Raw genomic sequence first — 20875 nt, forward strand, 5'->3', positions numbered from 1 at the left:
TTCGCCGTACCACCTGGGCCTACGCGAGCGGCAGCGCGTCCAGCTGGGCCTGGATCCGGACGATGTCCGCCCCGGCCTTGGACAGGCGGCCCTTGATCTTGTCCACGACGTTGTCGGGGGCCTTGGCCAGGAAGGCCTCGTTCCCGAGCTTCGCCTCCGCCTGCTGCTTCTCCTTCTCGGCGGCGCCGAGGTCCTTGGAGAGCCGCTTGCGCTCGGCCGCGACGTCGATGGTGCCGGACAGGTCGAGCGCGACGGTGGCGCCGCCGACCGGGAGCGTCGCGGTGGCGCTGAACTCCTCGCCCTCGGGCTGGAGGCGCAGCAGCTGGCGGATCGCCGGCTCGTGCGCGGCCAGCGCCGTACCGGCCAGGTCCAGGCGGGCCGGGACCTTCTGGCCCGGCTGGAGCCCCTGGTCGGCGCGGAAGCGGCGGACCTCGGTGACGACGGCCTGGAGGTTCTCGATCTCGGCCTCGGCGGCCTCGTCGCGGAAGCCGCTGTCCTTGGGCCAGTCCGCGATGACGAGGGACTCGCCGCCGGTCAGGGTGGTCCAGAGGGTCTCGGTGACGAACGGGACCACCGGGTGCAGCAGGCGCAGGGTGGTGTCCAGGACCTCGCCGAGGACGCGGCCGGAGACCTCGGCGCCCTCGCCGCCCGCGAAGAAGGTCGTCTTCGACAGCTCGACGTACCAGTCGAAGACCTCGTCCCACGCGAAGTGGTAGAGGGCCTCGCTGAGCTTGGAGAACTGGTAGTCGTCGTAGTAGGCGTCCACCTGCGCGACCGTCTTGTTCAGCCGGGACAGGATCCAGCGGTCGGTCGCCGACAGCTTCTCGGCCGGCGGCAGGTCGCCCTCGATCGTCGCGCCGTTCATCAGCGCGAAGCGCGTGGCGTTCCAGATCTTGTTGGCGAAGTTGCGGGAGGCCTGGACCCAGTCCTCGCCGATCGGGACGTCGGTGCCGGGGTTGGCGCCCTTGGCCAGGGTGAAGCGGACGGCGTCGGAGCCGTACTTGTCCATCCAGTCCAGCGGGTCGACGACGTTGCCGAAGGACTTCGACATCTTCTTGCCGCGCTCGTCGCGGACCAGGCCGGTCAGCGCGATCGTCTTGAAGGGGACCTCGCCGTCCATGGCGTAGAGGCCGAACATCATCATCCGGGCGACCCAGAAGAAGATGATGTCGTGGCCGGTGACCAGGACGTCGGTCGAGTAGAACTTCTCCAGGTCCGGGGTCTTCTCCGGCCAGCCCAGCGTGGAGAACGGCCACAGGCCGGAGGAGAACCAGGTGTCGAGGACGTCGGTGTCCTGCGTCCAGCCCTCACCGGTCGGAATCTCGTCGTCCGGTCCAACGCAGACGATCTGACCCTCCGGGCCGTACCAGATCGGGATCCGGTGGCCCCACCACAGCTGGCGCGAGATGCACCAGTCGTTGAGGTTGTCGACCCAGTCGAAGTACCGCTTCTCCATCTCCTGCGGGTGGATCGTGACGCGGCCGTCGCGGACCGCGTCGCCCGCGGCCTTCGCGAGCGGCTTGACGCCGACCCACCACTGGAGGGACAGCCGCGGCTCGACCGTGGTGCGGCAGCGCGAGCAGTGCCCGACGGAGTGTTGGTACGGGCGCTTCTCCGCGACGATGCGGCCCTGCTCGCGCAGGGCGCCGACGATCGCGGACCGCGCCTCGAAGCGGTCCAGGCCGAGGAAGGGGCCGTGGACGGTGATCACGCCGTGCTCGTCCATGACCGTCGTGTTGGCCAGGCCGTGCCGCTGCCCGATCGCGAAGTCGTTCGGGTCGTGCGCCGGGGTCACCTTGACGGCGCCGGTGCCGAACTCCGGGTCGACGTGCGTGTCGGCGACGACCGGGATGGTCCGGTCGGTCAGCGGCAGCTTGATCTGCCTGCCGACCAGGTGCGCGTAGCGCTCGTCGTCCGGGTGGACGGCGACGGCGGTGTCACCGAGCATCGTCTCGGCGCGGGTCGTGGCGACGACCAGGGTCTCCTCGCCCTCGCCGTACCGGATCGAGACGAGCTCGCCCGCGTCGTCCTGGTACTCCACCTCGATGTCGGAGATGGCGGTCAGACAGCGGGGACACCAGTTGATGATGCGCTCGGCCCGGTAGATCAGGCCGTCGTCGTAGAGCTTCTTGAAGATCGTCTGGACGGCCTTGGACAGGCCCTCGTCCATGGTGAAGCGCTCGCGCGACCAGTCCACGCCGTCGCCGAGGCGCCGCATCTGGCCGAGGATCTTGCCGCCGTACTCTTCCTTCCACTGCCAGACCCGGTCGACGAACTCCTCGCGGCCCAGGTCGTGGCGGGACTTGCCCTCCTCGGCGAGCTGCTGCTCGACCTTGTTCTGGGTGGCGATGCCGGCGTGGTCCATGCCGGGCAGCCACAGCGCCTCGTACCCCTGCATCCGCTTGCGGCGGGTCAGGGCGTCCATCAGCGTGTGCTGGAAGGCGTGCCCCAGGTGCAGGGAGCCGGTGACGTTCGGGGGCGGGATGACGATCGTGTACGGGGGCTTCTCGCTCGCGGGGTCGGCCGTGAAGTACCCACGCTCCACCCAGCGCTCGTAGAGCTTTCCCTCTACCTCGGCCGGCGCGTACTGGGTCGGCAGTTCGGAGTCGGGGGCGCTGGGTTTCTGCGTGTTCTCGGTCACGGGGCACAGTTTAGAGCGGTAACAGTCCAGTCATGAAACCGGTATTCCAGGGGCCCGCCGCCCTGCCCGCCCCCGGCTTCCGTCAGGATGTGAGGGACGCATAAACAACCTCATTGGGGGACGCGGGATGAGCTACAACCAGCCAGGGCCGTACGGACAGCAGCCGCAGCAGCCCGGTCCGTACGGGCAGCAGCCCCCGGCCCCCGGCCCCTACGGCCAGGGCGCGCCCCAGCCCGGGTACGGCTACCCGCAGCAGCCGGGCGTCCCCCCGCAGGGCTACCCGCAGCAGCCCGGCTACCCGCAGCAGCCCCCGCAGCCCGGTTACGGCTACCCGCAGCAGCCGGGCGTACCGCCGCAGGCCCCGTACGGCGGGATGCCTCCGCAGCAGCCCCCGCAGAAGTCCAAGGCCCTGGTGATCGTCGCCGCGGTCGTCGCGGTCGCGGTGATCGCGGGAGGCGGCTGGTACTTCCTTGCGGGCGGCGGCTCGGACGGCGCCGTCGCGGCCGACACCAAGGGCTACAAGCTGGTCGCCCCGGCCTCGGTCGACGACTTCAAGCAGGACCCGAACTACGGGAAGAGCAAGAACGAGTTCACCGAGACGGAGAAGAAGGAAGCCGAAGCGGCGGGCATCAAGAACCCGGTCCAGGTGGGCATGAACTACCAGGCCGGCGACCCGAAGAACCCGCTGTCGGCCAAGATCCTCAACTTCCAGGGCCTCTACGGCGAGCTCGCCGACCCGGAGAAGAGCGTCGACGGCTACTTCGCCATGGCCAAGGCCAACATCGCCAAGGAGGACAAGGACACCGAGATCGAGCTCATCGGCAGTCCCCAGGCGATGACCCCGGCCGGCTTCGAGGGCGCCGTGATGAAGTGCCAGAACTTCAAGTTCAAGGCGAAGAAGGCCACCGCCAAGGGCCCCCAGGAAGCCACCCTCCCCATCTGCATCTGGGGTGACTTCAGCACCCTGAGCGTGGTCACCGCCACGGACGCGGCCTCCGTGCTCGCCGGCAAGGCGGGCTACACCCTGGAGCAGACCGCGGAACTCACCGCGAAGCTCTACAACACCTCCCGCGTCAAGGTCTGACCCGGCGCAACGCGAGAGGGGCGCCCCCGGCCGGGGGCGCCCCTCTCGCGTACTGCCGTGCGGCCGTAGTGCCGTGCGGCTAGGCCGACTTCTCGTGCGGGCCCTGGTCCTTCGGGACGATCCGCGGGACCAGCGTCGGGTTGACGTTGGAGCGGACCACGTCCGAGGTGATGACCACGCGGGCCACGTCCTTGCGGGACGGGACCTCGTACATCACCGACATCAGGACCTCTTCCATGATGGCGCGCAGGCCGCGCGCGCCGGTCTGGCGGAGGATCGCCTGGTCCGCGATGGCTTCCAGCGCCTCGCGCTCGAAGTCCAGCTCCACGCCGTCGAGTTCGAACAGGCGCTGGTACTGCTTCACCAGCGCGTTGCGCGGCTCGATCAGGATCTGGAGCAGGGCCTCGCGGTCCAGGTTGTGCACGGAGGTCAGGACGGGGAGGCGGCCGATGAACTCGGGGATCATCCCGAACTTCACCAGGTCCTCCGGCATGACCTCGTGGAACTGGTCGCTGGCCTCGATCTCGCGCTTCGAGCGGATCGTCGCCCCGAACCCGATGCCCTTGGCTCCCGCACGCGACTCGATGATCTTCTCCAGGCCGGAGAAGGCGCCGCCCACGATGAAGAGCACGTTCGTGGTGTCGATCTGGATGAACTCCTGGTGCGGGTGCTTGCGGCCGCCCTGCGGCGGGACGGAGGCGGTCGTGCCTTCCAGGATCTTCAGGAGGGCCTGCTGCACGCCCTCGCCGCTCACATCGCGGGTGATCGACGGGTTCTCGCTCTTGCGGGCGACCTTGTCGATCTCGTCGATGTAGATGATCCCGGTCTCGGCCTTCTTGACGTCGTAGTCGGCCGCCTGGATCAGCTTGAGCAGGATGTTCTCGACGTCCTCGCCGACGTACCCGGCCTCCGTCAGCGCCGTCGCGTCGGCGATGGCGAACGGGACGTTCAGCATGCGCGCGAGGGTCTGGGCCAGCAGGGTCTTGCCCGAACCGGTCGGACCCAGCAGCAGGATGTTGGACTTCGCGAGCTCGATCGCGTCGTCACGGCCCGTCCCGCCGCCGTTCTCACCGGCCTGGACCCGCTTGTAGTGGTTGTAGACCGCTACGGAGAGCGCCTTCTTCGCCGGCTCCTGGCCGACGACGTAGCTCTCCAGGAACTCGTAGATCTCACGGGGCTTGGGGAGTTCCTCCCACCGGACCTCGGAGGTCTCCGCGAGTTCCTCTTCGATGATCTCGTTGCAGAGGTCGATGCACTCGTCGCAGATGTACACACCGGGTCCTGCGATGAGCTTCTTCACCTGCTTCTGGCTCTTTCCGCAGAACGAGCACTTGAGCAGGTCGCCGCCGTCACCGATGCGTGCCACGAGGTGCTTCCCCTTCGCCTGGGAGACGCCTGGTTCAGCGCTCCTGGTGCCTCATATCCGACGGTACCTTGCCGGGGGCCCCGTGCGGGGCCCCCTTGACGTGGTTCACATCGCCGAATGCGGCGGCGTGCCCACGCCAACTGGCGGCAAGGATCAGGCCGAGCTCTTGCGGGTGGAGATGATCTGGTCGATCAGGCCGTACTCCAGCGCGCCCTCGGCCGTGAGGATCTTGTCGCGCTCGATGTCGTCGCGGATCTTCTCGATCGGCGTCGTCGAGTGCTTGGCCAGCATGGTCTCCAGCTGGTCGCGCATGCGCAGGATCTCGTTGGCCGCGATCTCCAGGTCGGAGAGCTGCTCGCGCCCGGTGCCGCCGGAGGGCTGGTGGATCAGCACGCGGGCGTTCGGCAGGGCCATGCGCTTGCCGGGGGTGCCGGCGGCGAGCAGGACCGCGGCGGCGGAGGCAGCCTGGCCCATGCAGACCGTCTGGATGTCCGGCTTCACGAACTGCATGGTGTCGTAGATCGCCGTCAGCGCGGTGAAGGAGCCGCCGGGGCTGTTGATGTAGATCGAGATGTCGCGGTCCGGGTCCATCGACTCCAGGCACAGCAGCTGCGCCATGACGTCGTTGGCGGAGGCGTCGTCGATCTGCACGCCGAGGAAGATCACGCGCTCCTCGAAGAGCTTCGCGTACGGGTCGTACTCGCGCACGCCCTGCGAGGTGCGCTCGACGAAGCGCGGGATGACGTAGCGGTTGTCCACCTGCGGACCGGTGTGGAGGCCGCTCGCGGGAGAGAGGTTGTTCATGTACATCGAGGTGTTCACCATCCTGGTGGCGTTCTGCGGGCTGTCTGCTGCCGGGTACTGACGGGTGGTGCCGGGGATCAGGCCCCGGTGCCGCCGCCGCCCGGAACGTTGGACGCGGCCGAGATGATCTCGTCGATGAGGCCGTACTCCTTGGCCTCCTCGGAGGTGAACCAACGGTCGCGGTCACCGTCGCGGATGATCGCCTCGACAGTCTGGCCCGAGTGGAACGCGGTGATCTCGGCCATGCGCTGCTTGGTGCGCAGCAGGTACTGGGCCTGGATCTTGATGTCCGACGCGGTGCCGCCGATGCCGGCCGAACCCTGGTGCATCAGGATGTCGGTGTTCGGCAGGGCGAAGCGCTTGCCCTTGGCGCCGCCGGTGAGCAGGAACTGCCCCATGGAGGCCGCCATGCCCATACCGATGGTGACGACGTCGTTCGGGATGTACTGCATGGTGTCGTAGACCGCCATGCCGGCCGTCACCGAGCCGCCGGGGCTGTTGATGTACAGGAAGATGTCCTTCTCCGGCTCGGCGGCCAGGAGGAGGAGCTGCGCCGTGATCTTGTTCGCGATGTCGTCGTCGACCTGCTGGCCGAGGAAGATGATGCGCTCGCCGAGCAGCCGGTTGTAGACATGGTCGCCGAGGCCACCGCCGATGGCCGGCTCACCCGCGGCGTAAGGCTTCAGATTCGTCACGTATCCACCTGCTCGTCTCCGACGGCCATGTGCCGTCTCAGCGTTTCGTTCTCGGGCCCGGCCCGACCGGTGCGGACAAGTCCGCCGGCTCCGGGTACTCCCGTGCCCTCGTATTCATGGACCCTAACGCGCAGGTAGGACAACGCCATCCCGCTTCCCGAACTGTTCGCTCGGAGCGCAAGGTGCGGGGCCGTCCCGGAGGCCGTGCAGAAGGGCCCGGACGCGACGGCGTCCGGGCCCTTCAAGCACTGCTCAGCGGGCTGCGCCCGGGGTGTTACTTGGCCTCTTCGGCCTTGTCCTCGTCGGCGTCGACGGCGGCGGCCGTCTCGGCCTCGGCGACCGCCTGGGCCTCGTCCTCGTCCTCGTCGTCGGAGAGGTCGATGACCTCGCCCTTCGTGTCGACGACCTTGGCGGACTCGACGACGACCGCGAGCGCCTTGCCGCGGGCGACCTCGCCGACCAGCATCGGGACCTGGCCGCCTTCGACGACGGCCTGGGCGAACTGGTCGGGGGACATGCCGGAGGACTGCGCGCGCCGCATGAGGTGCTCGGTGAGCTCCTCCTGGTTGACGCCCAGCTTCTCCTTGTTGACCAGCGCGTCGAGGACGAACTGGGTCTTGATGCCCTTGACGGCCTGCTCGGAGGTCTCGGCGTCGAACTCCTCGACCGTCTTGCCCTGGAACTCCAGGTACTTCTCGATGGTCAGACCCATCTGGCCGAGCTGGTGGTGCTCGAGGTTGTGCTTGCGGGTCTGGACCTCGTCCGCGAGGAGCTTCTCGGGGATCGGCACCTCGACGAGCTCCAGCAGCTTCTCCAGGACGCGCTCCTGGGCCTGCGTGGCCTGGTCGAACTGCTTCTGGTTCTCGAGGCGCTTGCGGCTGTCGGCCTTGAGGTCCTCGAGGGTGTCGAACTCGCTCGCCATCTGCGCGAACTCGTCGTCCAGCCCCGGCAGCTCACGGGCGGAGACCTTGGTGACCTTGACGGTGACCTCGGAGTCCTTGCCCTCGGCGGAGCCGCCCTTCAGCTGGGAGGTGAAGGTGGCCTCGCCACCGGCCTCCAGGCCCTTGACGGCCTCGTCGATGCCCTCGAGGAGCTCGCCCGAGCCGATGGTGTAGGACACGTCGGACGCGACGCCGTCCTCCAGCACCTCGCCGTCGACCTTGGCCTCGAGGTCGAGGGTGACGACGTCGCCGTCCTCGGCAGCGCGCTCGACGTCCTTGGTGGACGCGAAGCGGCCGCGGAGCTGCTCGACGGCCTTCTCGATGTCCTCGTCGGACACCTCGATGGCGTCGACCTCGACCTCGATGCCGGAGTAGTCCGGGATCTCGATCTCGGGGCGCACGTCGACCTCGGCGGTGAAGGCCAGCAGTTCGCCGTCCTTCAGCTCCGTGATGTCGACCTCGGGCTGGCCCAGCGGGTTCAGGTCGGCCTCGTTGACCGCCTCGGTGTAGAACTTCGGGAGGGCGTCGTTGACGGCCTCCTCCAGCACCGCACCGCGGCCGAAGCGCTGGTCGATGACGCGGGCAGGGATCTTGCCCTTGCGGAAGCCCTTCACCGTAACCTGCTGGTTGATCTTCTTGTACGCCGCGTCGAGGCTGTCCTTGAGCTCCTCGAAGGGCACCTCAACAGTGAGCCGAACCCGAGTCGGGTTCAGGGTCTCCACGGCGCTCTTCACGGTTCGGTCTCCTTGTGGCTGACTGCTGGGGGTTCTGCCTTCGCGCTGTGATTCAGCGGTTCCGGCGGACTTCGGCCCGGTACATCAGACACACGGGCACGCAGCTTGCATAGTAACCGCAAGCGGCAATCAGCCCACAACGCGATCTTGTGGCGGCCCTCTGTGGATCTGAGGAGACGCTGCCGGTGGTCGGGGTGGCCGGATTCGAACCGACGACCTTCCGCTCCCAAAGCGGACGCGCTACCAAGCTGCGCCACACCCCGTCGGTGCGACACGTAGGGTACATGCCCGGAGACCCTCCGATGCACGGTATTGCCCAGGCCCACTCCCACACCCCGGCGACGCGCGCCGCCACGGCCGCGTAATGCGGTGTGCGTTTGCCCGGCGCGACCCGCTAGGATGCTGTCCGTGCCACGGTCCCCGGACCGGTGGGCGCGCGTTGCGGGTGTAGCTCAATGGTAGAGCACTAGTCTTCCAAACTAGCTACGCGGGTTCGATTCCCGTCACCCGCTCTGAAGCGAAAAGGGCCAGGTCAGAGGACATCTCCTCCGCCTGGCCCTTCGTCGTTCCCGGGTCTGCGATCAGCTCGCCGTGCCCCCTGCGTGCCTCTTCCGCTGTGGATCTCCTTTCGTGCCCTTCGAGTCCTTCACATCCTTCTTGCCCATGCGTCCCCGCTCAACGCGTCGGCGATCAGCCGGTCCCGATCGGCACTGGCGGGCCGGCAGATCAGCGCGGCGCGGGCGGTGCTGTGACCATGCGCGTCATCAACTCCCGCGTGCTGGCACCCGTTGACGCTGCCAGCGTGCTGCCCGCGTGCCGAAGATCATGGAAGTGCAGCCCCTTGAGCCCAGCCTCGCGACACGCCTTGTGCCACGGCCGGTTGAAGTGGTTCCGGCGCGGTCGCCCCCTTGGCCCCGATGAAGACGCGCCCGTCGGCGCCGGCCTCGGCGTGCCGCTTCAGCTGTTCGTGGAGGTCCGGGAGGATCACGCCCGGAATCGAGACGGTCCTTCTGCCCGCGGCACTCTTCGGCGCCTTGATCCGTCGGACGTTCCGGGGTGTGCACGGAGCCGGCGCCCTTGACCTGGCACGGGTTCCGCCGGATCAGCTCGTCGGACACCGCCGTCCCCAGGACGGCCCGAAGCAGGGCGTAGGACTTGGCGACCGTGGTGGGCCCGGTGCCGGCGGCGAGCTTGACGGCGCGCCAGCTGCGCACGGGGGGCGGCGAGATCTCCGCCAGGTTGACGGCATCGAGGACCGGCTCCGGGTGGTGCTTGAGGACCGAGTAGGAGAGCTGCCGCGTAGTGCTGGTCAGCTCGCGCTCTTTGATCCAGGTGGCGGCGTACGGCCCGAAGGCGACCTTTCCGGCGTCCGGGTCGTGCCAGTCGCCCCGGCGCATCTCGGTCTGCTTGTCGGCGAGCCAGTCGTCCGCGTCCTTCTTCGTTCGGAACATCTCGGACGCCCCGCTCCAGCCCGGGGCGCCGGTCGCGCGCCACTGGCAGCCAAAGCCGCTCCGCCGACCGCGTGGCCTGCTGAGACGCCCGGGGTGGTGCGGCGGAGCCGGGTTTGGGTCAAGAGGCCGTGTAGGCCCTGACCAGGTGGCCTGGCCCCAAAGCGCGCCTCGGGCCGGCGGGGAGGATGGTGGAAGGAGACCCTGAACACCCCTGCCTCCGCCTCCCCGCCCAGGCACTGCTTGGACGGTGACGTCGGCAGCCGCACCACATCCGGGAGGCACACCATGCGTAAGGTCATTGACTGCAGGGACTACCCCAGCGAAGCCAAGTGCACGCTGACCATCGCGGGCGAGGAAGAGGAAGTAGTCCGCGCCGCCACCGAGCACTCCGTGTCCGTGCACAGCGAGGCCGACACGCCGGAGTTCCGCGCGATGCTGCGGACCATGCTGAAGGACGAGGTGCCGCAGCACGCCTGACATCCAAGGCCAGAGCAGCGTGATACCGCAGCCGTAGAAGTGGCGTCTTGGCCTGCCCGTGGTGCGTGGTCAGAGCTTGATGTTCGCGATCATCGTCGCGAGGGAGTTCAGGAAGCGGTTCACGTCGTCCGCGATCGAGCTGGACGCCAGGAAGAACCCGAAGAGGGCCGCGACGATGGCGGGTCCCGCCTTGATGTGGTTGCCGCGGATCAGCACCACCAGGATGACCGCCAACAGAACCACCACTGACAGCGAAATGGCCACTACTGATCACACCTTCGGTCGTCCCCTGGTCGGCCCGGGGCGCACGCCCCCACGCACCATCCTCCCACCAACGGGCCCCACCTATCCGTCCCGTGACGAATCACCACTGTTCTGATTCCGTCAACCGTGCGCGCGTTACGCACATTTCGGGCACGGAGCGGTCGTCACGGAGCCGTGAGGCCGAGGAGGGCGCGGACGTGGGCGTACTTCGCGGTCAGTCGCTCGCGGGTGGGGCCGTCCAGTACGGAGAGCCGTACGGGGTCGGCGTTGTGCGCGAGGTCGGACTCCTTGACCAGGAGGGCGCCCGGAGTCGCCAGGATCCGGGCCGCGTACGTCTCCAGCGGTTCGCCGGGGCGTTTGGTGACCGCGAGGACCATCTCCTTCACCGGCTGCGGCAGGGCGGCCGCGTCCAGCCAGGTGAGGCTGAGGGCCTCGTCCTCGATCGCGTCGTGGAGCCAGGCCGCCGCCTGCTGTTCGGGGGTGCCGCCGCGCAGGCGGACGCCCTCGGCCACGGCCGCGAGGTGTTCGGCGTACGGCCGGCCCGACTTGTCGGTCTGGCCCTCGTGCGCGGCGCGGGCGAGGGCCTCGACCTCGAGGAGGGTGAGGGGCTGCTGCGTCATGCGGTCTCCCTTGCTGCCGTACGGAGTGCCTCGGCGGCCCGGTGCGCGTCCGCCCGCGTGGTACGCCAGTTGGAGAACGCGGCGCGCAGGGCCGGGGTTCCCGCGTAGTGGGTGGGGGTGACGAAGACCTCCGGCGCGGCGGCCTCCCGGAGCGCCGCGAGCCGGGCGGGGGTGGGGTCCTCGGCGAGGGTGAAGCAGACCACGTTCAGGCGGACAGGGGCGAGGAGGCGGAAGGCCGGGTCGGCGGACAGCCGCTCGCCGAGGACGCGGGCGCAGTCGATGTCGCGCTCGACGATCTCGCGGTGGCCCTCGCGGCCGTACGCGCGGAGCGTGAACCAGGCGGCGAGGGCGCGCAGCCGGTGGGAGTTCTCGGGGGTGAGGTGGACCAGGTCGGGGTGGTCGCCGAGGGGGCCGAGGTAGGCGGCGGAGTTCTGGAAGACGCGGGCCTGGAGGTCCTGTCGGCGGGTGAACTGGACGGCGCTGTCGTAGGGGACATTGAGCCATTTGTGGAGGTCGACGCAGAGGGAGTCGGAGGCGTCGAGGCCGGCGGCGAGGTGGGCGTGGGCCGGGGAGAGGGCGGCGAAGGCGCCGAAGGCCGCGTCGGTGTGCAGCCAGAAGTCGTGCCGGGCCTTGAGGGCGGAGACGGCCGGGAGGTCGTCGAAGTCGACCGTGTTGACGGTGCCCGCGTTGGCGACGACCACGGCCGGGCCGGGCGTGTCGGCGAGGGCCCGGTCGAGGGCGGCCGGGTCGACGGCCTCGCGGCCGGGCAGGGTGGGGACGCGTACGAGGGAGCCGCGGCCCAGGCCGAGCACGGAGAGGGCCTTGGCGATCGAGGAGTGCGGGGCGGCGGAGAGGACGCGGACCTGTCCGAGGGCCGCCACCCCGTCCTCGGCCGGGGAGACGCCGGCCCGTTCGCCCAGCCATTCGCGGGCGATCGCGAGGCCGGTGGTGTTGGACATGGTGGCGCCGCTGACGAACGTGCCGGTGTGCGCGGCGGAGAGGCCGAACAGGTCGCGGAGCCAGCCGACGGTCTCGCGTTCGAGGTCCTGGCCCGCGCCGTCGAGGGCGGAGTTGGAGTTCTGGTCGTGGGCGGCGGTGAGCCAGTCCCCGGCGAGGGCGGCGGGGGTGGCCCCTCCGGTGACGAAGCCGAGGTAGCGGGGGCCCGCCGAGGCCGACAGGCGCGGTGCCCAGCGCTCCTGGAAGGCGGCGAGGGCGGCGTCCGCGCCGGTGCCGTGCTCGGGGAGGGGCTCGGGGTCGTACGGTGGCGCGTCGGCGGCGGCCGGTACGACGGGTCGCGCGTCCAGGGTCTCCAGCGCGGCGGTGGCCGCGCGGCGGGTCGCGTCGAGGAGGTCGGGGAGCCGGGCGAGGTCTGCGGCGAGCGTGCGGTCCATGGGGGCACGGTAGGGCCCCGCCGGGCGGCGGGGGCGGGCCAATCCGGGGCGAGTGGCCCGCGGCGAGTGGCCCGCGGCGCCCTCCGGCGTAACACCCCGCCCCGGGCCGCCGGACGCCGAGCGCCCCGGGGGCGGTCGGGAGGAACCCGGGGCGGGACGAGCCCGGGGGCGGTCGGGACCAGCCCGGGGCGGTGGGGACCAGCCCGGGACGGTAGGAACCGCCCAGGACGGTCCGAGCCAGCCCAGGACGGCAGGCACCAGCCCAGGACGGTCGGGACCAGGGCAGTCGGGGCCAGCCCAGGACGGTCGGGACCAGCGCAGTCGGGACCAGGACGGTCGGGGCCCGCCCAGGGTGGTTAGGGCCCGCCCAGGGCGGTTAGGACGAGCGGCGGATCAGGAGGAGGGCGCGGTCGTCGTTGACGTCCTTGGCGACCTTCTCGATCAGGTGCCAGGCGGCCCCGTCCCAGCCCGCGGCGACGTAGCGGTCGGCCTCGCCGGTGAGGCGGTCGATGCCCTCGCTGATGTCGCGGTCGGAGGTCTCCACGAGCCCGTCGGTGAAGAGCATCAGGACGTCCCCGCGCCTCAGGTTGCCGCGCGCCGGGGTGAACTCGGCCCCGTCGTAGACGCCGAGCAGCGGGCCCTCGCCGGTCTTCTCCTGCCAGCGCCCGGTGCCGGCGGAGAGTTGGAGCGCGGGGAGGTGACCGGCGGAGAGGAGTTCGTAGTCGCCGGTCTCCAGGTCCAGCACCAGGTGGATGGAGGTGGCGAAGCCCTCGTCCCAGTCCTGGCGGAGCAGGTAGCCGTTGGCGGCGGGCAGGAAGCCGTGCGGTGGCAGCGCGCCGAGCAGTCCGCCGAAGGCGCCGGAGAGGAGCAGGGCGCGGGAGCCCGCTTCCATGCCCTTGCCGGAGACGTCGGTGAGGACGATCTCCAGGGTCCGGCCGCCGTTGGTGCGGGCGGCGACGACGAAGTCGCCGGAGAAGGACTGGCCGCCGGCCGGGCGCAGGGCCATCTCACGGTGCCAGCCGCGCGGCAGGGCGGGCAGCTTGCTCTGGACCCGGATGCGTTCGCGCAGGTCGAAGAGCATGGTGCCGCCGCGTCTCCAGGGCACGCCGACGCGGCTGCGGAACTGCGCGATGACGAGCCCGAAGAACCCGCAGGCCGCGACGACCAGCACGGTGCCGGGGGTGACTCGCGCGGGGCCCTGGGTGTACGGGCCGAGGACGAGTGCCTCGACGATCAGCGCGGCGGCGGAGGCCGCGTACAGGGCGAGCAGGCTGGCCGGCCGCAGCAGCAGGCCGCCCGCGACGATCGGCAGGACGAGCGCGGAGGGCGAGAACCAGACGGGGAGCATGAGCGTGCCGCACGCGATCGCGGGAATGGTGAGGAGGAGACCGCCGAACGCAAGCCAGTCGGAGGCGTCGCCGCGGAAGTAGTCGACGGCGGATTTGCGCAGTGCGGTGCGCGCCCGGTGCCACAGCATGCGCATCCGGGCCGTGAGGGTCTCGACATGTGCTCCGGCCATTGCTTCGGGACCTTATCCATCCCGGCTGTGGATGCGCAGGGGTACCCCCGGACCTGAGGTCCGGCCTGCGGTCCCCCGGCGCCCGAAAAGCCGTCGACTGCGGCGGAATGCCCTGATAGGGATGGGCGCATGGCCCTTGAGATGCGCGTATTGCAGCCCGATGAGTGGGATGTCTGGTACGACCAGCTGGAACTGGCGTTCGGTGGTGTGCCGGAGTCCCCGGAGGAGCGGAAGCTCTACGCGTCGCTGACGGAGGCGGAACGTTCACTCGGCGTCTGGGACGGCGGGACGTGCGTGGGTTCGGCCGGAGCCTTCACCTTCCGGCTCTCGGTTCCGGGCGGCACGCTGGTGCCCGCGGCCGGGGTGACGATGGTGGGCGTCTCCCCCACCCACCGGCGGCGGGGGGTGCTCACCTCCCTGATGCGGCGCCAGCTGGACGACGTCCGGGCGGCCGGCGAACCGGTCGCCGTGCTGACGGCGTCGGACCCGGCGATCTACGGGCGCTTCGGCTACGGCACCGCGGCGTACTCCCTCGCCCTGGACGTCGACACGAGCCGGGTGCGCCTGGACGTGCCGCCCGGCACGGACGCGGTGCGGCTGCGCCTCGCCGACCCGCAGGAGGCGCTCGCCGACTGCGAGCGGGTGTACGCGGCGCTGGTGCCGGGGCGGCCCGGGATGCCCGCCCGGCAGCCGGGCTGGGAGCGCCAGGCGCTGCTGGACGCCCCCGCGATGCGCGCCGGCGGGTCGCCGCTGAAGTGCGTGGTCGCCGAGGGGCCGGACGGCGCGGTGGCCGGGTACGCCCGCTACCGGGTCACCCCCGCATGGGACTTGGCCGGCTCCGAGGGCCGGGTGGACGTCTTCGATCTGGACGCGCTGGAACCGGCGGCGTACGCGGCGCTGTGGCGCTACCTCTTCGGGATCGACCTGACCTGGACGGTACGGGCGAACCGGCGGCCGGTGGACGATCCGGTGCTCCACCTGGTCAGCGACGTCCGCCGGTCGCGGCCGCGCTTCCGCGACTCCCTGCACCTGCGGCTGGTGGACTTGGCGGCGGCGCTGGAGGCCCGGACGTACGGGTCCCCGCTGGACGTGGTGCTGGAGGTGGAGGACGCGTTCTGCCCGTGGAACGCGGGGCGGTGGCGCCTGACCGCCGACGCGAAGGGCGGTGCGCGGTGCGCGCGGACCGAGGAGCCCGCGGAGCTGGCGCTGTCGGTCCGGGAGCTGGGCTCGGCGTACCTGGGCGGCATGACGCTCTCCTCGCTCGGGGCGGCGGGCCGGGTGCGCGAACTGCGGCCGGGCGCCCTGGCGGCGGCCTCCCGGGCGTTCGCGGGGGACGTGGCCCCCTGGCTCCCGCACGGGTTCTGATCGGCGGGGCGGGCGCCCGGCCCCGAGAGGGGCCCCAGGGGCGCCGTCACACTCGTTCCTGTCGTGCGGCGCCTGAGCACGCACGGCAGGAACGAGTGTGACGACACCCCCTAGCGGGACTGGCAGGCGGGGCACCAGAAGAGGTTGCGGGCGGCGAGGTCGGCGGTGCGGATCTCGCCCCCGCAGATGTGGCAGGGGAGGTTCGCCCGGCGGTAGACGTACACCTCGCCGCCGTGGTCGTCCACCCGCGGCGGGCGCCCCATGGCCTCGGGCAGGTGTTCGTCGCGGACGGTGTCGATCCGGTTGTTCCGCACCCCCTCGCGCATCAAGGCGGCGAGGTCGTCCCACATCGCGTCCCACTCGGCCCGTCGCAGGTCCCGGCCGAGGCGGTACGGGTCGATGCCGTGCCGGAAGAGGACCTCGGCCCGGTAGACGTTGCCGACGCCCGCGACGACCTTCTGGTCCATCAGCAGGGCGGCGACGGTGCTGCGCGAGCGCGAGATCCGGGCCCAGGCCCGGTCCGGGTCGTCGGCCGGCCGCAGCGGGTCGGGGCCGAGCCGGTCGTGTATGTCCTTCTTCTCGCCCTCACCGATCAGTGCGCAGGCGGTCGGGCCGCGCAGGTCGGAGTGGTGCTCGCCGTTCAGCAGGCGCAGCCGGACCGTGTCGGTCGCGGGCGGCGCCGGGGCGGGGCCGAAGCCGAGCTTGCCGAAGAGGCCGAGGTGGATGTGGATCCAGGCGTCGCCCAGTTCCAGGAAGAGGTGCTTGCCGTGCGCCTCGGCGCCGTCCAGCACCCGCCCGTCGAGCAGGGCCGCGCTCCGCGCGAAACGCCCCTGGGGGCTGGTGACCCGGACCGGCCGGGCGGCGAACCGCTCGGTGTGGTCTTGGGCGAGGCGGTGGATCGTATGCCCCTCGGGCACGGCTGGGCTCCTCGGACGCGGGACGGCGCGTACGGCGCGGGACGGACGGCGCGTACGGCGCGGGACGGCATGAGAACGGCCGTGCCGTCCCCCCGGGGGGCGGCACGGCCGGAGAGCGGGATCAGCCCTGCGGGTGGTGGGCCGGGATCGGGGGGAGCTCGCCGGTCTGCTCGTAGGCGGTGAGCATCTCGATGCGCCGGGTGTGGCGCTCCTCGCCCGAGTACGGGGTCGCCAGGAAGGCCTCGATGAAGCTGACGGCCTCGTCCTGGGTGTGCATCCGGCCGCCGACGGAGATCACGTTGGCGTTGTTGTGCTCGCGGCCGAGCTTGGCGGTCTCGACGCTCCACGCCAGGACGGCTCGGACACCCTTGACCTTGTTGGCGGCGATCTGCTCGCCGTTGCCGGAGCCGCCGATCACGATGCCGAGGCCGTCCGCGTCGGCGGCGGTCTTCTCCGCGGCCCGCAGGCAGAACGGCGGGTAGTCGTCCACCGCGTCGTAGATGTGGGGCCCGCAGTCGACGGGCTCGTGGCCGTTGTTCTTGAGCCAGTCCACCAGGTGGTTCTTGAGCTCAAAGCCGGCATGGTCGGATCCGAGGTACACGCGCATGGGTCGAGTGTGGCACGGGCGGGGCCGACGGCGGGCAGCGGGTGTCGCGTAAGTCACTTCTAAAGCTCAAGTAAACCCAAAGAACGCAGATGGGACACGGCAGGACCGAAGTCCCGGACGTTCGTCCCCTCGCAACGATCCGGATTGAGGTCTTCCGCACCGCGTTCATCTCAGGTTTGAATGCCTGGGCTCGCAACCCGAGAACCTAAGGAACCGTCCATGAGCTCCACGACGACCCTTCAGAAGGCAGGCGACTCCCCCGGTGACCCCGGTGGCGCCCAGCCGTCAGACGGTCTGAAGGCCGGTCTCAAGAACCGCCACCTGTCCATGATCGCCATCGGCGGTGTCATCGGCGCCGGACTCTTCGTCGGCTCCAGCGGCGGCATCGCCAAGGCCGGTCCCGCCATCCTGGTCTCCTACGCGCTGGTCGGCGCGATGGTGGTCTTCGTGATGCGGATGCTGGGCGAGATGGCCGCCGCCAGCCCGAACTCGGGCTCATTCTCCGCGTACGCCGACCGGGCGCTCGGCCGCTGGGCCGGCTTCTCCATCGGCTGGCTGTACTGGTTCTTCTGGGTGGTGGTGCTGGCCGTGGAGGCCACCGCCGGCGCGGTGATCCTCGAAAGCTGGATCCCGGCCGTTCCGCAGTGGGCCTGGGCGCTGATCGTGATGGCGGTGCTGACCGTCACCAACCTGGGCTCGGTCGCCTCGTACGGCGAGTTCGAGTTCTGGTTCGCGGGCATCAAGGTCGTTGCCATCGGCGGCTTCGTGATCGTCGGTCTGCTGGCCGTCTTCGGCGTCCTGCCGGGCTCGGACAACCCGGGCGCGGGCTTCGCCCACCTCACCGACGCCGGCGGGTTCATGCCCAACGGCTGGGGCGCGATCCTCACCGGTGTGCTGATGGTCGTCTTCTCCTTCATGGGCAGCGAGATCGTCACCCTCGCCGCGGGCGAGTCCGAGGACCCGCGGCGCGCGGTCACCAAGGCCACCAACTCGGTGATCTGGCGCATCGGCGTCTTCTACCTGGGCTCGATCTTCGTCGTCATCACCCTGCTGCCGTGGAACGACGAGTCGATCGTGGAGAAGGGCTCGTACGTCGCCGCCCTCGACTCCATCGGCATCGCGCACGCCGGTCAGATCATGAACGTGATCGTCCTGACGGCCGTGCTGTCCTGCCTGAACTCGGGCCTCTACACCGCCTCCCGCATGGCGTTCTCGCTGGGCGAGCGCGGTGACGCCCCGAAGGCGTTCGCGAAGGTCAACAAGCGGGGCGTGCCGGTCGCCGCGATCCTGGGCTCCGTCGTCTTCGGCTTCGCCGCCGTCTACTTCAACTACGCCTTCAAGGACACGGTCTTCAACTTCCTGCTGAACTCCTCGGGCGCGGTCGCCCTGTTCGTGTGGCTGGTGATCTGCCTGACGCAGCTGCGGATGCGCAAGATCCTGGTCCGCGAGGCGCCGGAGAAGCTGACCGTCAAGATGTGGCTCTTCCCGTACCTGACGTGGGCCACCGCCGCGATGATCGTCTTCGTTCTCGGCTACATGGTCTACGACGACGCCAACCGGCAGGTCGTCCTGCTGTCGCTGCTGGTCGCGGCCGTGGTACTGGCCGTCGGCGTGTTCCGCGACGTGCGCCGCAAGGCCGCCGAGCGCGCCTCGGTGTAACCGGCGCGGGCGGGGCGGACGCCGCACCCGCCGCCCGGAACGACAGCAGCCCCGGACCGCCGCTCGCGGTCCGGGGCTGCTGTACAGCCGGCGTACTGAGGGGACGGGCGGCTCAGCCGCGGCGGCCCACCAGCTTCCAGGCGGCCGGCAGGGCGCCCATCGCCAGCGCGGCCTTGAGCGCGTCGCCGATCAGGAACGGGGTCAGGCCCGCCGCGACGGCCGCGGTCAGGGACATCCCGGTCGAGGCCATCAGGTAGGGCACGCCGACCGCGTAGATCACGGCCGAGCCGAGCACCATCGTGCCCGCGGTGCGCAGGACCGAGCGGTCCGCGCCCTGCCGCGCGAGGGCGCCGACGACGGTGGCGGCCAGCAGCATGCCGAGCACGTAGCCGAAGGAGGCCCCGCCGGCTCCGGAGGTGCCGTTCGCGAACCACGGCATCCCGGCCGCGCCGACGAGGGCGTACAGGGCGAGCGCGAGGAAGCCGCGGCGGGCGCCGAAGGCGGTGCCGACGAGCAGCGCGGCGAAGGTCTGCCCCGTGACGGGGACCGGGGAGCCGGGAACCGGTACGGCGATCTGCGCGGCGAGCCCGGTGAGCGCGGCTCCGCCGACGACGAGCGCGATGTCGCGTACACGGCTCGCGGGCAGCAGGTCGGCGAGGACGGCGCCGGGCCGGAAGACGGCGGGCGAGGCGGAAGCGGTGCTCATCGTGGCTCCGAGGGTGAGGGGTTCGACCGGGACACCGTGACGCTAACCCCGCCTCCCGTCCGGTCCCACCGTCACCCGGCACAAAGCGATGATCCCCGCAGTGGTGGGGAGTTCACAAAAAGCCTCTACCGCGAGGTAACCAGAGCGTCCGAAGTGATGCGGATCACCCCTGCGATTAGTGCGTGAGGTCCGTTTTGCGTCGCCGCTCCTGACTCGGAGACACTGTCGGAATGTCACAAGCACCCCTGTCGGACCTCCCGGCGGAACCCCTGAGCCACGGCCTCAAGCAGCGCCACCTGACCATGCTGGGCCTCGGCGGCGTGATCGGCGCCGGGCTCTTCGTCGGCTCCGGAGCGGGCATCGGGATCGCCGGTCCGGCGATCATCTGCTCCTACCTGCTGGCGGGCGTCCTCGCGATGCTGGTGATGCGGGCGCTCGGCGAGATGTCCGCCGCCATGCCCGCCTCGGGCTCCTTCTCCGTGTACGCGGAGAAGGCGCTGGGGCGCTGGGCCGGCTTCTCGGCGGGCTGGCTCTACTGGTTCCTCCTGGTCGTGGTGCTGGCCGTGGAGGCGACCGGCGCCGCGAAGATCGCGAACGGCTGGCTGCCGTCGGTGGACCAGTGGGTCTGGGTGCTGATCTTCATGGTGGTCTTCACCGTGAGCAACCTGGCCGCCGTGAAGAACTTCGGCGAGTTCGAGTTCTGGTTCGCCGCCCTCAAGGTCGGCGCGATCGTGCTGTTCCTGATCCTGGGGACCCTGGCGATCTTCGGCCTGCTCCCCGACACCGATCCGGTCGGCATGGCCAACCTGACCGGCCAGGGCGGCTTCTTCCCCGCCGGCATGGGCGGGGTGATCGCCGGCATGCTCGCCGTCGTCTTCGCCTTCGGCGGTCTGGAGGTCGTCACGATCGCGGCCGCCGAATCGCAGGACCCGGCCCGCTCCGTGGCCCGCGCGGTGCGCAGCGCGGTGTGGCGCATCCTCTTCTTCTACGTCGGCTCGATGCTGGTCATCGTGACCCTGCTGCCGTGGGACTCGCTGGAGCCCGGCGAGAGCCCGTACGTCGCCGCGCTGGACTCGATCGGCATCCCGGCGGCCGGCCAGATCATGAACATCGTGGTGTTCGTGGCCCTGCTGTCGGCGCTGAACGCGAACCTGTACGGGTCCTCGCGCATGGTGTTCTCGCTGGCCGAGCGGGGCGAGGCGCCGACGTCGCTGCTGAAGGTCTCGGACGGCGGGGTGCCGCGCCGGGCGGTCTTCGCCTCGGTGTCCTTCGGTTTCGTGTCGGTGGTGCTGAACCTGCTGTGGCCGGACACGATCTTCCTCTACATGCTCAACGCGGTCGGCGCGGTGCTGCTGTTCGTGTGGGCGCTGATCGCGGTCTCGCAGCTGAAGCTGCGCCGGATCATCGAGCGGGACATGCCGGAGCGGCTCACGCTGCCGATGTGGCTGTTCCCGTACCTGACGTGGGCCGCGCTGATCGGCATGGCGGCGGTGCTGGTGCTGATGCTGTTCGACGACTCGGCCCGGCCGCAGCTGCTGTGGTCGACCGGGGCCGCCGCCCTCGTCCTGCTGGTGGCGTGGGCGCGGGAGATCCGCGAGCGCCGGGCGGCCTGACGCCCCGACGCGCGCCGCGGG

18 protein-coding genes and 2 tRNA genes are annotated in these 20875 nt (G+C 70.5%); 6 read left to right on the forward strand and 14 right to left on the reverse strand.

Annotation, left to right across the window (positions count from 1 at the left end; genetic code table 11):
* Positions 1 to 19: 19 nt before the first annotated feature.
* Entirely contained in the window at positions 20 to 2641 is a 2622-nt protein-coding gene (locus tag OTB16_RS04780) for a valine--tRNA ligase (RefSeq protein WP_267718590.1), read from the reverse strand.
* 127 nt (positions 2642 to 2768) lie between these two features.
* On the opposite strand from OTB16_RS04780, the gene OTB16_RS04785 reads away from it, so the two are divergent.
* On the forward strand, positions 2769 to 3725 hold the full coding sequence (locus OTB16_RS04785) for a hypothetical protein (protein WP_267718591.1): 957 nt from the start codon (positions 2769 to 2771) through the stop codon (positions 3723 to 3725).
* Between the two features lie 79 nt (positions 3726 to 3804).
* Here the strand turns inward: OTB16_RS04785 and clpX are convergent, their stop codons facing one another.
* The 5 genes from clpX to OTB16_RS04810 all read right to left on the reverse strand — a co-directional run bounded on the left by clpX (position 3805) and on the right by OTB16_RS04810 (position 8528).
* A complete protein-coding gene (gene clpX, locus OTB16_RS04790) occupies positions 3805 to 5091 on the reverse strand; it encodes an ATP-dependent Clp protease ATP-binding subunit ClpX (protein WP_267718592.1) in 1287 nt (428 codons plus the stop codon).
* Positions 5092 to 5244: 153 nt separating this feature from the next.
* Positions 5245 to 5916, reverse strand: a complete 672-nt coding sequence (locus OTB16_RS04795) for an ATP-dependent Clp protease proteolytic subunit (protein ID WP_269287547.1) — start codon at positions 5914 to 5916, stop codon at positions 5245 to 5247.
* 56 nt (positions 5917 to 5972) lie between these two features.
* Entirely contained in the window at positions 5973 to 6590 is a 618-nt protein-coding gene (locus OTB16_RS04800) for an ATP-dependent Clp protease proteolytic subunit (RefSeq protein ID WP_267718593.1), read from the reverse strand.
* Positions 6591 to 6864: 274 nt separating this feature from the next.
* Positions 6865 to 8265, reverse strand: a complete 1401-nt coding sequence (gene tig, locus OTB16_RS04805; protein ID WP_267718594.1) for a trigger factor — start codon at positions 8263 to 8265, stop codon at positions 6865 to 6867.
* Positions 8266 to 8451: 186 nt separating this feature from the next.
* Positions 8452 to 8528 (reverse strand) — tRNA-Pro (locus tag OTB16_RS04810).
* Positions 8529 to 8706: 178 nt separating this feature from the next.
* On the opposite strand from OTB16_RS04810, the gene OTB16_RS04815 reads away from it, so the two are divergent.
* Positions 8707 to 8777: transfer RNA gene (locus OTB16_RS04815), tRNA-Gly, on the forward strand.
* Between the two features lie 252 nt (positions 8778 to 9029).
* Here the strand turns inward: OTB16_RS04815 and OTB16_RS04820 are convergent.
* Positions 9030 to 9716 carry a hypothetical protein gene (locus OTB16_RS04820; RefSeq protein WP_267718595.1) on the reverse strand — a complete coding sequence of 229 codons (687 nt, stop codon included), beginning with the start codon at positions 9714 to 9716 and terminating at the stop codon, positions 9030 to 9032.
* Positions 9717 to 10001: 285 nt separating this feature from the next.
* Between OTB16_RS04820 and OTB16_RS04825 the strand changes: the two genes are divergently transcribed.
* The gene (locus OTB16_RS04825) at positions 10002 to 10193 is read left to right on the forward strand and encodes a DUF1059 domain-containing protein (protein WP_267718596.1); all 192 of its coding nucleotides are present in this window, start codon (positions 10002 to 10004) and stop codon (positions 10191 to 10193) included.
* Positions 10194 to 10262: 69 nt separating this feature from the next.
* Here OTB16_RS04825 and OTB16_RS04830 read toward each other — a convergent pair whose 3' ends face one another.
* The 4 genes from OTB16_RS04830 to OTB16_RS04845 all read right to left on the reverse strand — a co-directional run bounded on the left by OTB16_RS04830 (position 10263) and on the right by OTB16_RS04845 (position 13987).
* Positions 10263 to 10457 (reverse strand): hypothetical protein, encoded by a 195-nt coding sequence (locus OTB16_RS04830; RefSeq protein ID WP_150519620.1) that lies wholly within the window; start codon positions 10455 to 10457, stop codon positions 10263 to 10265.
* A gap of 164 nt (positions 10458 to 10621) precedes the next feature.
* Positions 10622 to 11077 carry an HD domain-containing protein gene (locus tag OTB16_RS04835; RefSeq protein ID WP_267718597.1) on the reverse strand — a complete coding sequence of 152 codons (456 nt, stop codon included), beginning with the start codon at positions 11075 to 11077 and terminating at the stop codon, positions 10622 to 10624.
* Positions 11074 to 12468 carry a pyridoxal phosphate-dependent decarboxylase family protein gene (locus tag OTB16_RS04840; protein ID WP_267718598.1) on the reverse strand — a complete coding sequence of 465 codons (1395 nt, stop codon included), beginning with the start codon at positions 12466 to 12468 and terminating at the stop codon, positions 11074 to 11076. The genes OTB16_RS04835 and OTB16_RS04840 overlap by 4 nt, the downstream gene beginning before the upstream one ends.
* A 376-nt stretch (positions 12469 to 12844) precedes the next feature.
* Positions 12845 to 13987 (reverse strand): PP2C family protein-serine/threonine phosphatase, encoded by a 1143-nt coding sequence (locus OTB16_RS04845; protein ID WP_267718599.1) that lies wholly within the window; start codon positions 13985 to 13987, stop codon positions 12845 to 12847.
* A gap of 129 nt (positions 13988 to 14116) precedes the next feature.
* Between OTB16_RS04845 and OTB16_RS04850 the strand changes: the two genes are divergently transcribed.
* Positions 14117 to 15352 (forward strand): GNAT family N-acetyltransferase, encoded by a 1236-nt coding sequence (locus OTB16_RS04850; protein WP_267718600.1) that lies wholly within the window; start codon positions 14117 to 14119, stop codon positions 15350 to 15352.
* Between the two features lie 110 nt (positions 15353 to 15462).
* Here the strand turns inward: OTB16_RS04850 and OTB16_RS04855 are convergent, their stop codons facing one another.
* Positions 15463 to 16269: an Fpg/Nei family DNA glycosylase gene (locus OTB16_RS04855; protein WP_267718601.1), complete on the reverse strand. Its 807-nt coding sequence runs from the start codon at positions 16267 to 16269 to the stop codon at positions 15463 to 15465.
* A gap of 121 nt (positions 16270 to 16390) precedes the next feature.
* Complete coding sequence (locus OTB16_RS04860) at positions 16391 to 16876, reverse strand: ribose-5-phosphate isomerase (protein ID WP_267718602.1); 486 nt, start codon at positions 16874 to 16876, stop codon at positions 16391 to 16393.
* A gap of 219 nt (positions 16877 to 17095) precedes the next feature.
* On the opposite strand from OTB16_RS04860, the gene OTB16_RS04865 reads away from it, so the two are divergent.
* On the forward strand, positions 17096 to 18535 hold the full coding sequence (locus OTB16_RS04865; protein WP_267718603.1) for an amino acid permease: 1440 nt from the start codon (positions 17096 to 17098) through the stop codon (positions 18533 to 18535).
* A 112-nt stretch (positions 18536 to 18647) separates the two neighbouring features.
* Here OTB16_RS04865 and OTB16_RS04870 read toward each other — a convergent pair whose 3' ends face one another.
* Positions 18648 to 19241, reverse strand: a complete 594-nt coding sequence (locus tag OTB16_RS04870) for a biotin transporter BioY (RefSeq protein ID WP_267718604.1) — start codon at positions 19239 to 19241, stop codon at positions 18648 to 18650.
* Positions 19242 to 19471: 230 nt separating this feature from the next.
* On the opposite strand from OTB16_RS04870, the gene OTB16_RS04875 reads away from it, so the two are divergent.
* Complete coding sequence (locus tag OTB16_RS04875) at positions 19472 to 20854, forward strand: amino acid permease (RefSeq protein ID WP_267718605.1); 1383 nt, start codon at positions 19472 to 19474, stop codon at positions 20852 to 20854.
* Positions 20855 to 20875: the final 21 nt, after the last annotated feature.

It is taken from the genome of Streptomyces antarcticus, from assembly GCF_026627255.1.
Taxonomy (GTDB): Bacteria; Actinomycetota; Actinomycetes; order Streptomycetales; family Streptomycetaceae; genus Streptomyces; species Streptomyces antarcticus.

What these genes read in the sequence shown, in the direction of transcription:
- OTB16_RS04785 (WP_267718591.1), top strand. Translation starts at nt 2,769, where the DNA reads ATGAGCTACAACCAGCCAGGGCCGTACGGACAGCAGCCGCAGCAGCCC.
- OTB16_RS04795 (WP_269287547.1), bottom strand. Translation starts at nt 5,916, where the DNA reads ATGGTGAACACCTCGATGTACATGAACAACCTCTCTCCCGCGAGCGGC.
- OTB16_RS04820 (WP_267718595.1), bottom strand. Translation starts at nt 9,716, where the DNA reads ATGTTCCGAACGAAGAAGGACGCGGACGACTGGCTCGCCGACAAGCAG.
- OTB16_RS04825 (WP_267718596.1), top strand. Translation starts at nt 10,002, where the DNA reads ATGCGTAAGGTCATTGACTGCAGGGACTACCCCAGCGAAGCCAAGTGC.
- OTB16_RS04835 (WP_267718597.1), bottom strand. Translation starts at nt 11,077, where the DNA reads ATGACGCAGCAGCCCCTCACCCTCCTCGAGGTCGAGGCCCTCGCCCGC.
- OTB16_RS04840 (WP_267718598.1), bottom strand. Translation starts at nt 12,468, where the DNA reads ATGGACCGCACGCTCGCCGCAGACCTCGCCCGGCTCCCCGACCTCCTC.
- OTB16_RS04845 (WP_267718599.1), bottom strand. Translation starts at nt 13,987, where the DNA reads ATGGCCGGAGCACATGTCGAGACCCTCACGGCCCGGATGCGCATGCTG.
- OTB16_RS04850 (WP_267718600.1), top strand. Translation starts at nt 14,117, where the DNA reads ATGGCCCTTGAGATGCGCGTATTGCAGCCCGATGAGTGGGATGTCTGG.
- OTB16_RS04860 (WP_267718602.1), bottom strand. Translation starts at nt 16,876, where the DNA reads ATGCGCGTGTACCTCGGATCCGACCATGCCGGCTTTGAGCTCAAGAAC.
- OTB16_RS04865 (WP_267718603.1), top strand. Translation starts at nt 17,096, where the DNA reads ATGAGCTCCACGACGACCCTTCAGAAGGCAGGCGACTCCCCCGGTGAC.
- OTB16_RS04870 (WP_267718604.1), bottom strand. Translation starts at nt 19,241, where the DNA reads ATGAGCACCGCTTCCGCCTCGCCCGCCGTCTTCCGGCCCGGCGCCGTC.
- OTB16_RS04875 (WP_267718605.1), top strand. Translation starts at nt 19,472, where the DNA reads ATGTCACAAGCACCCCTGTCGGACCTCCCGGCGGAACCCCTGAGCCAC.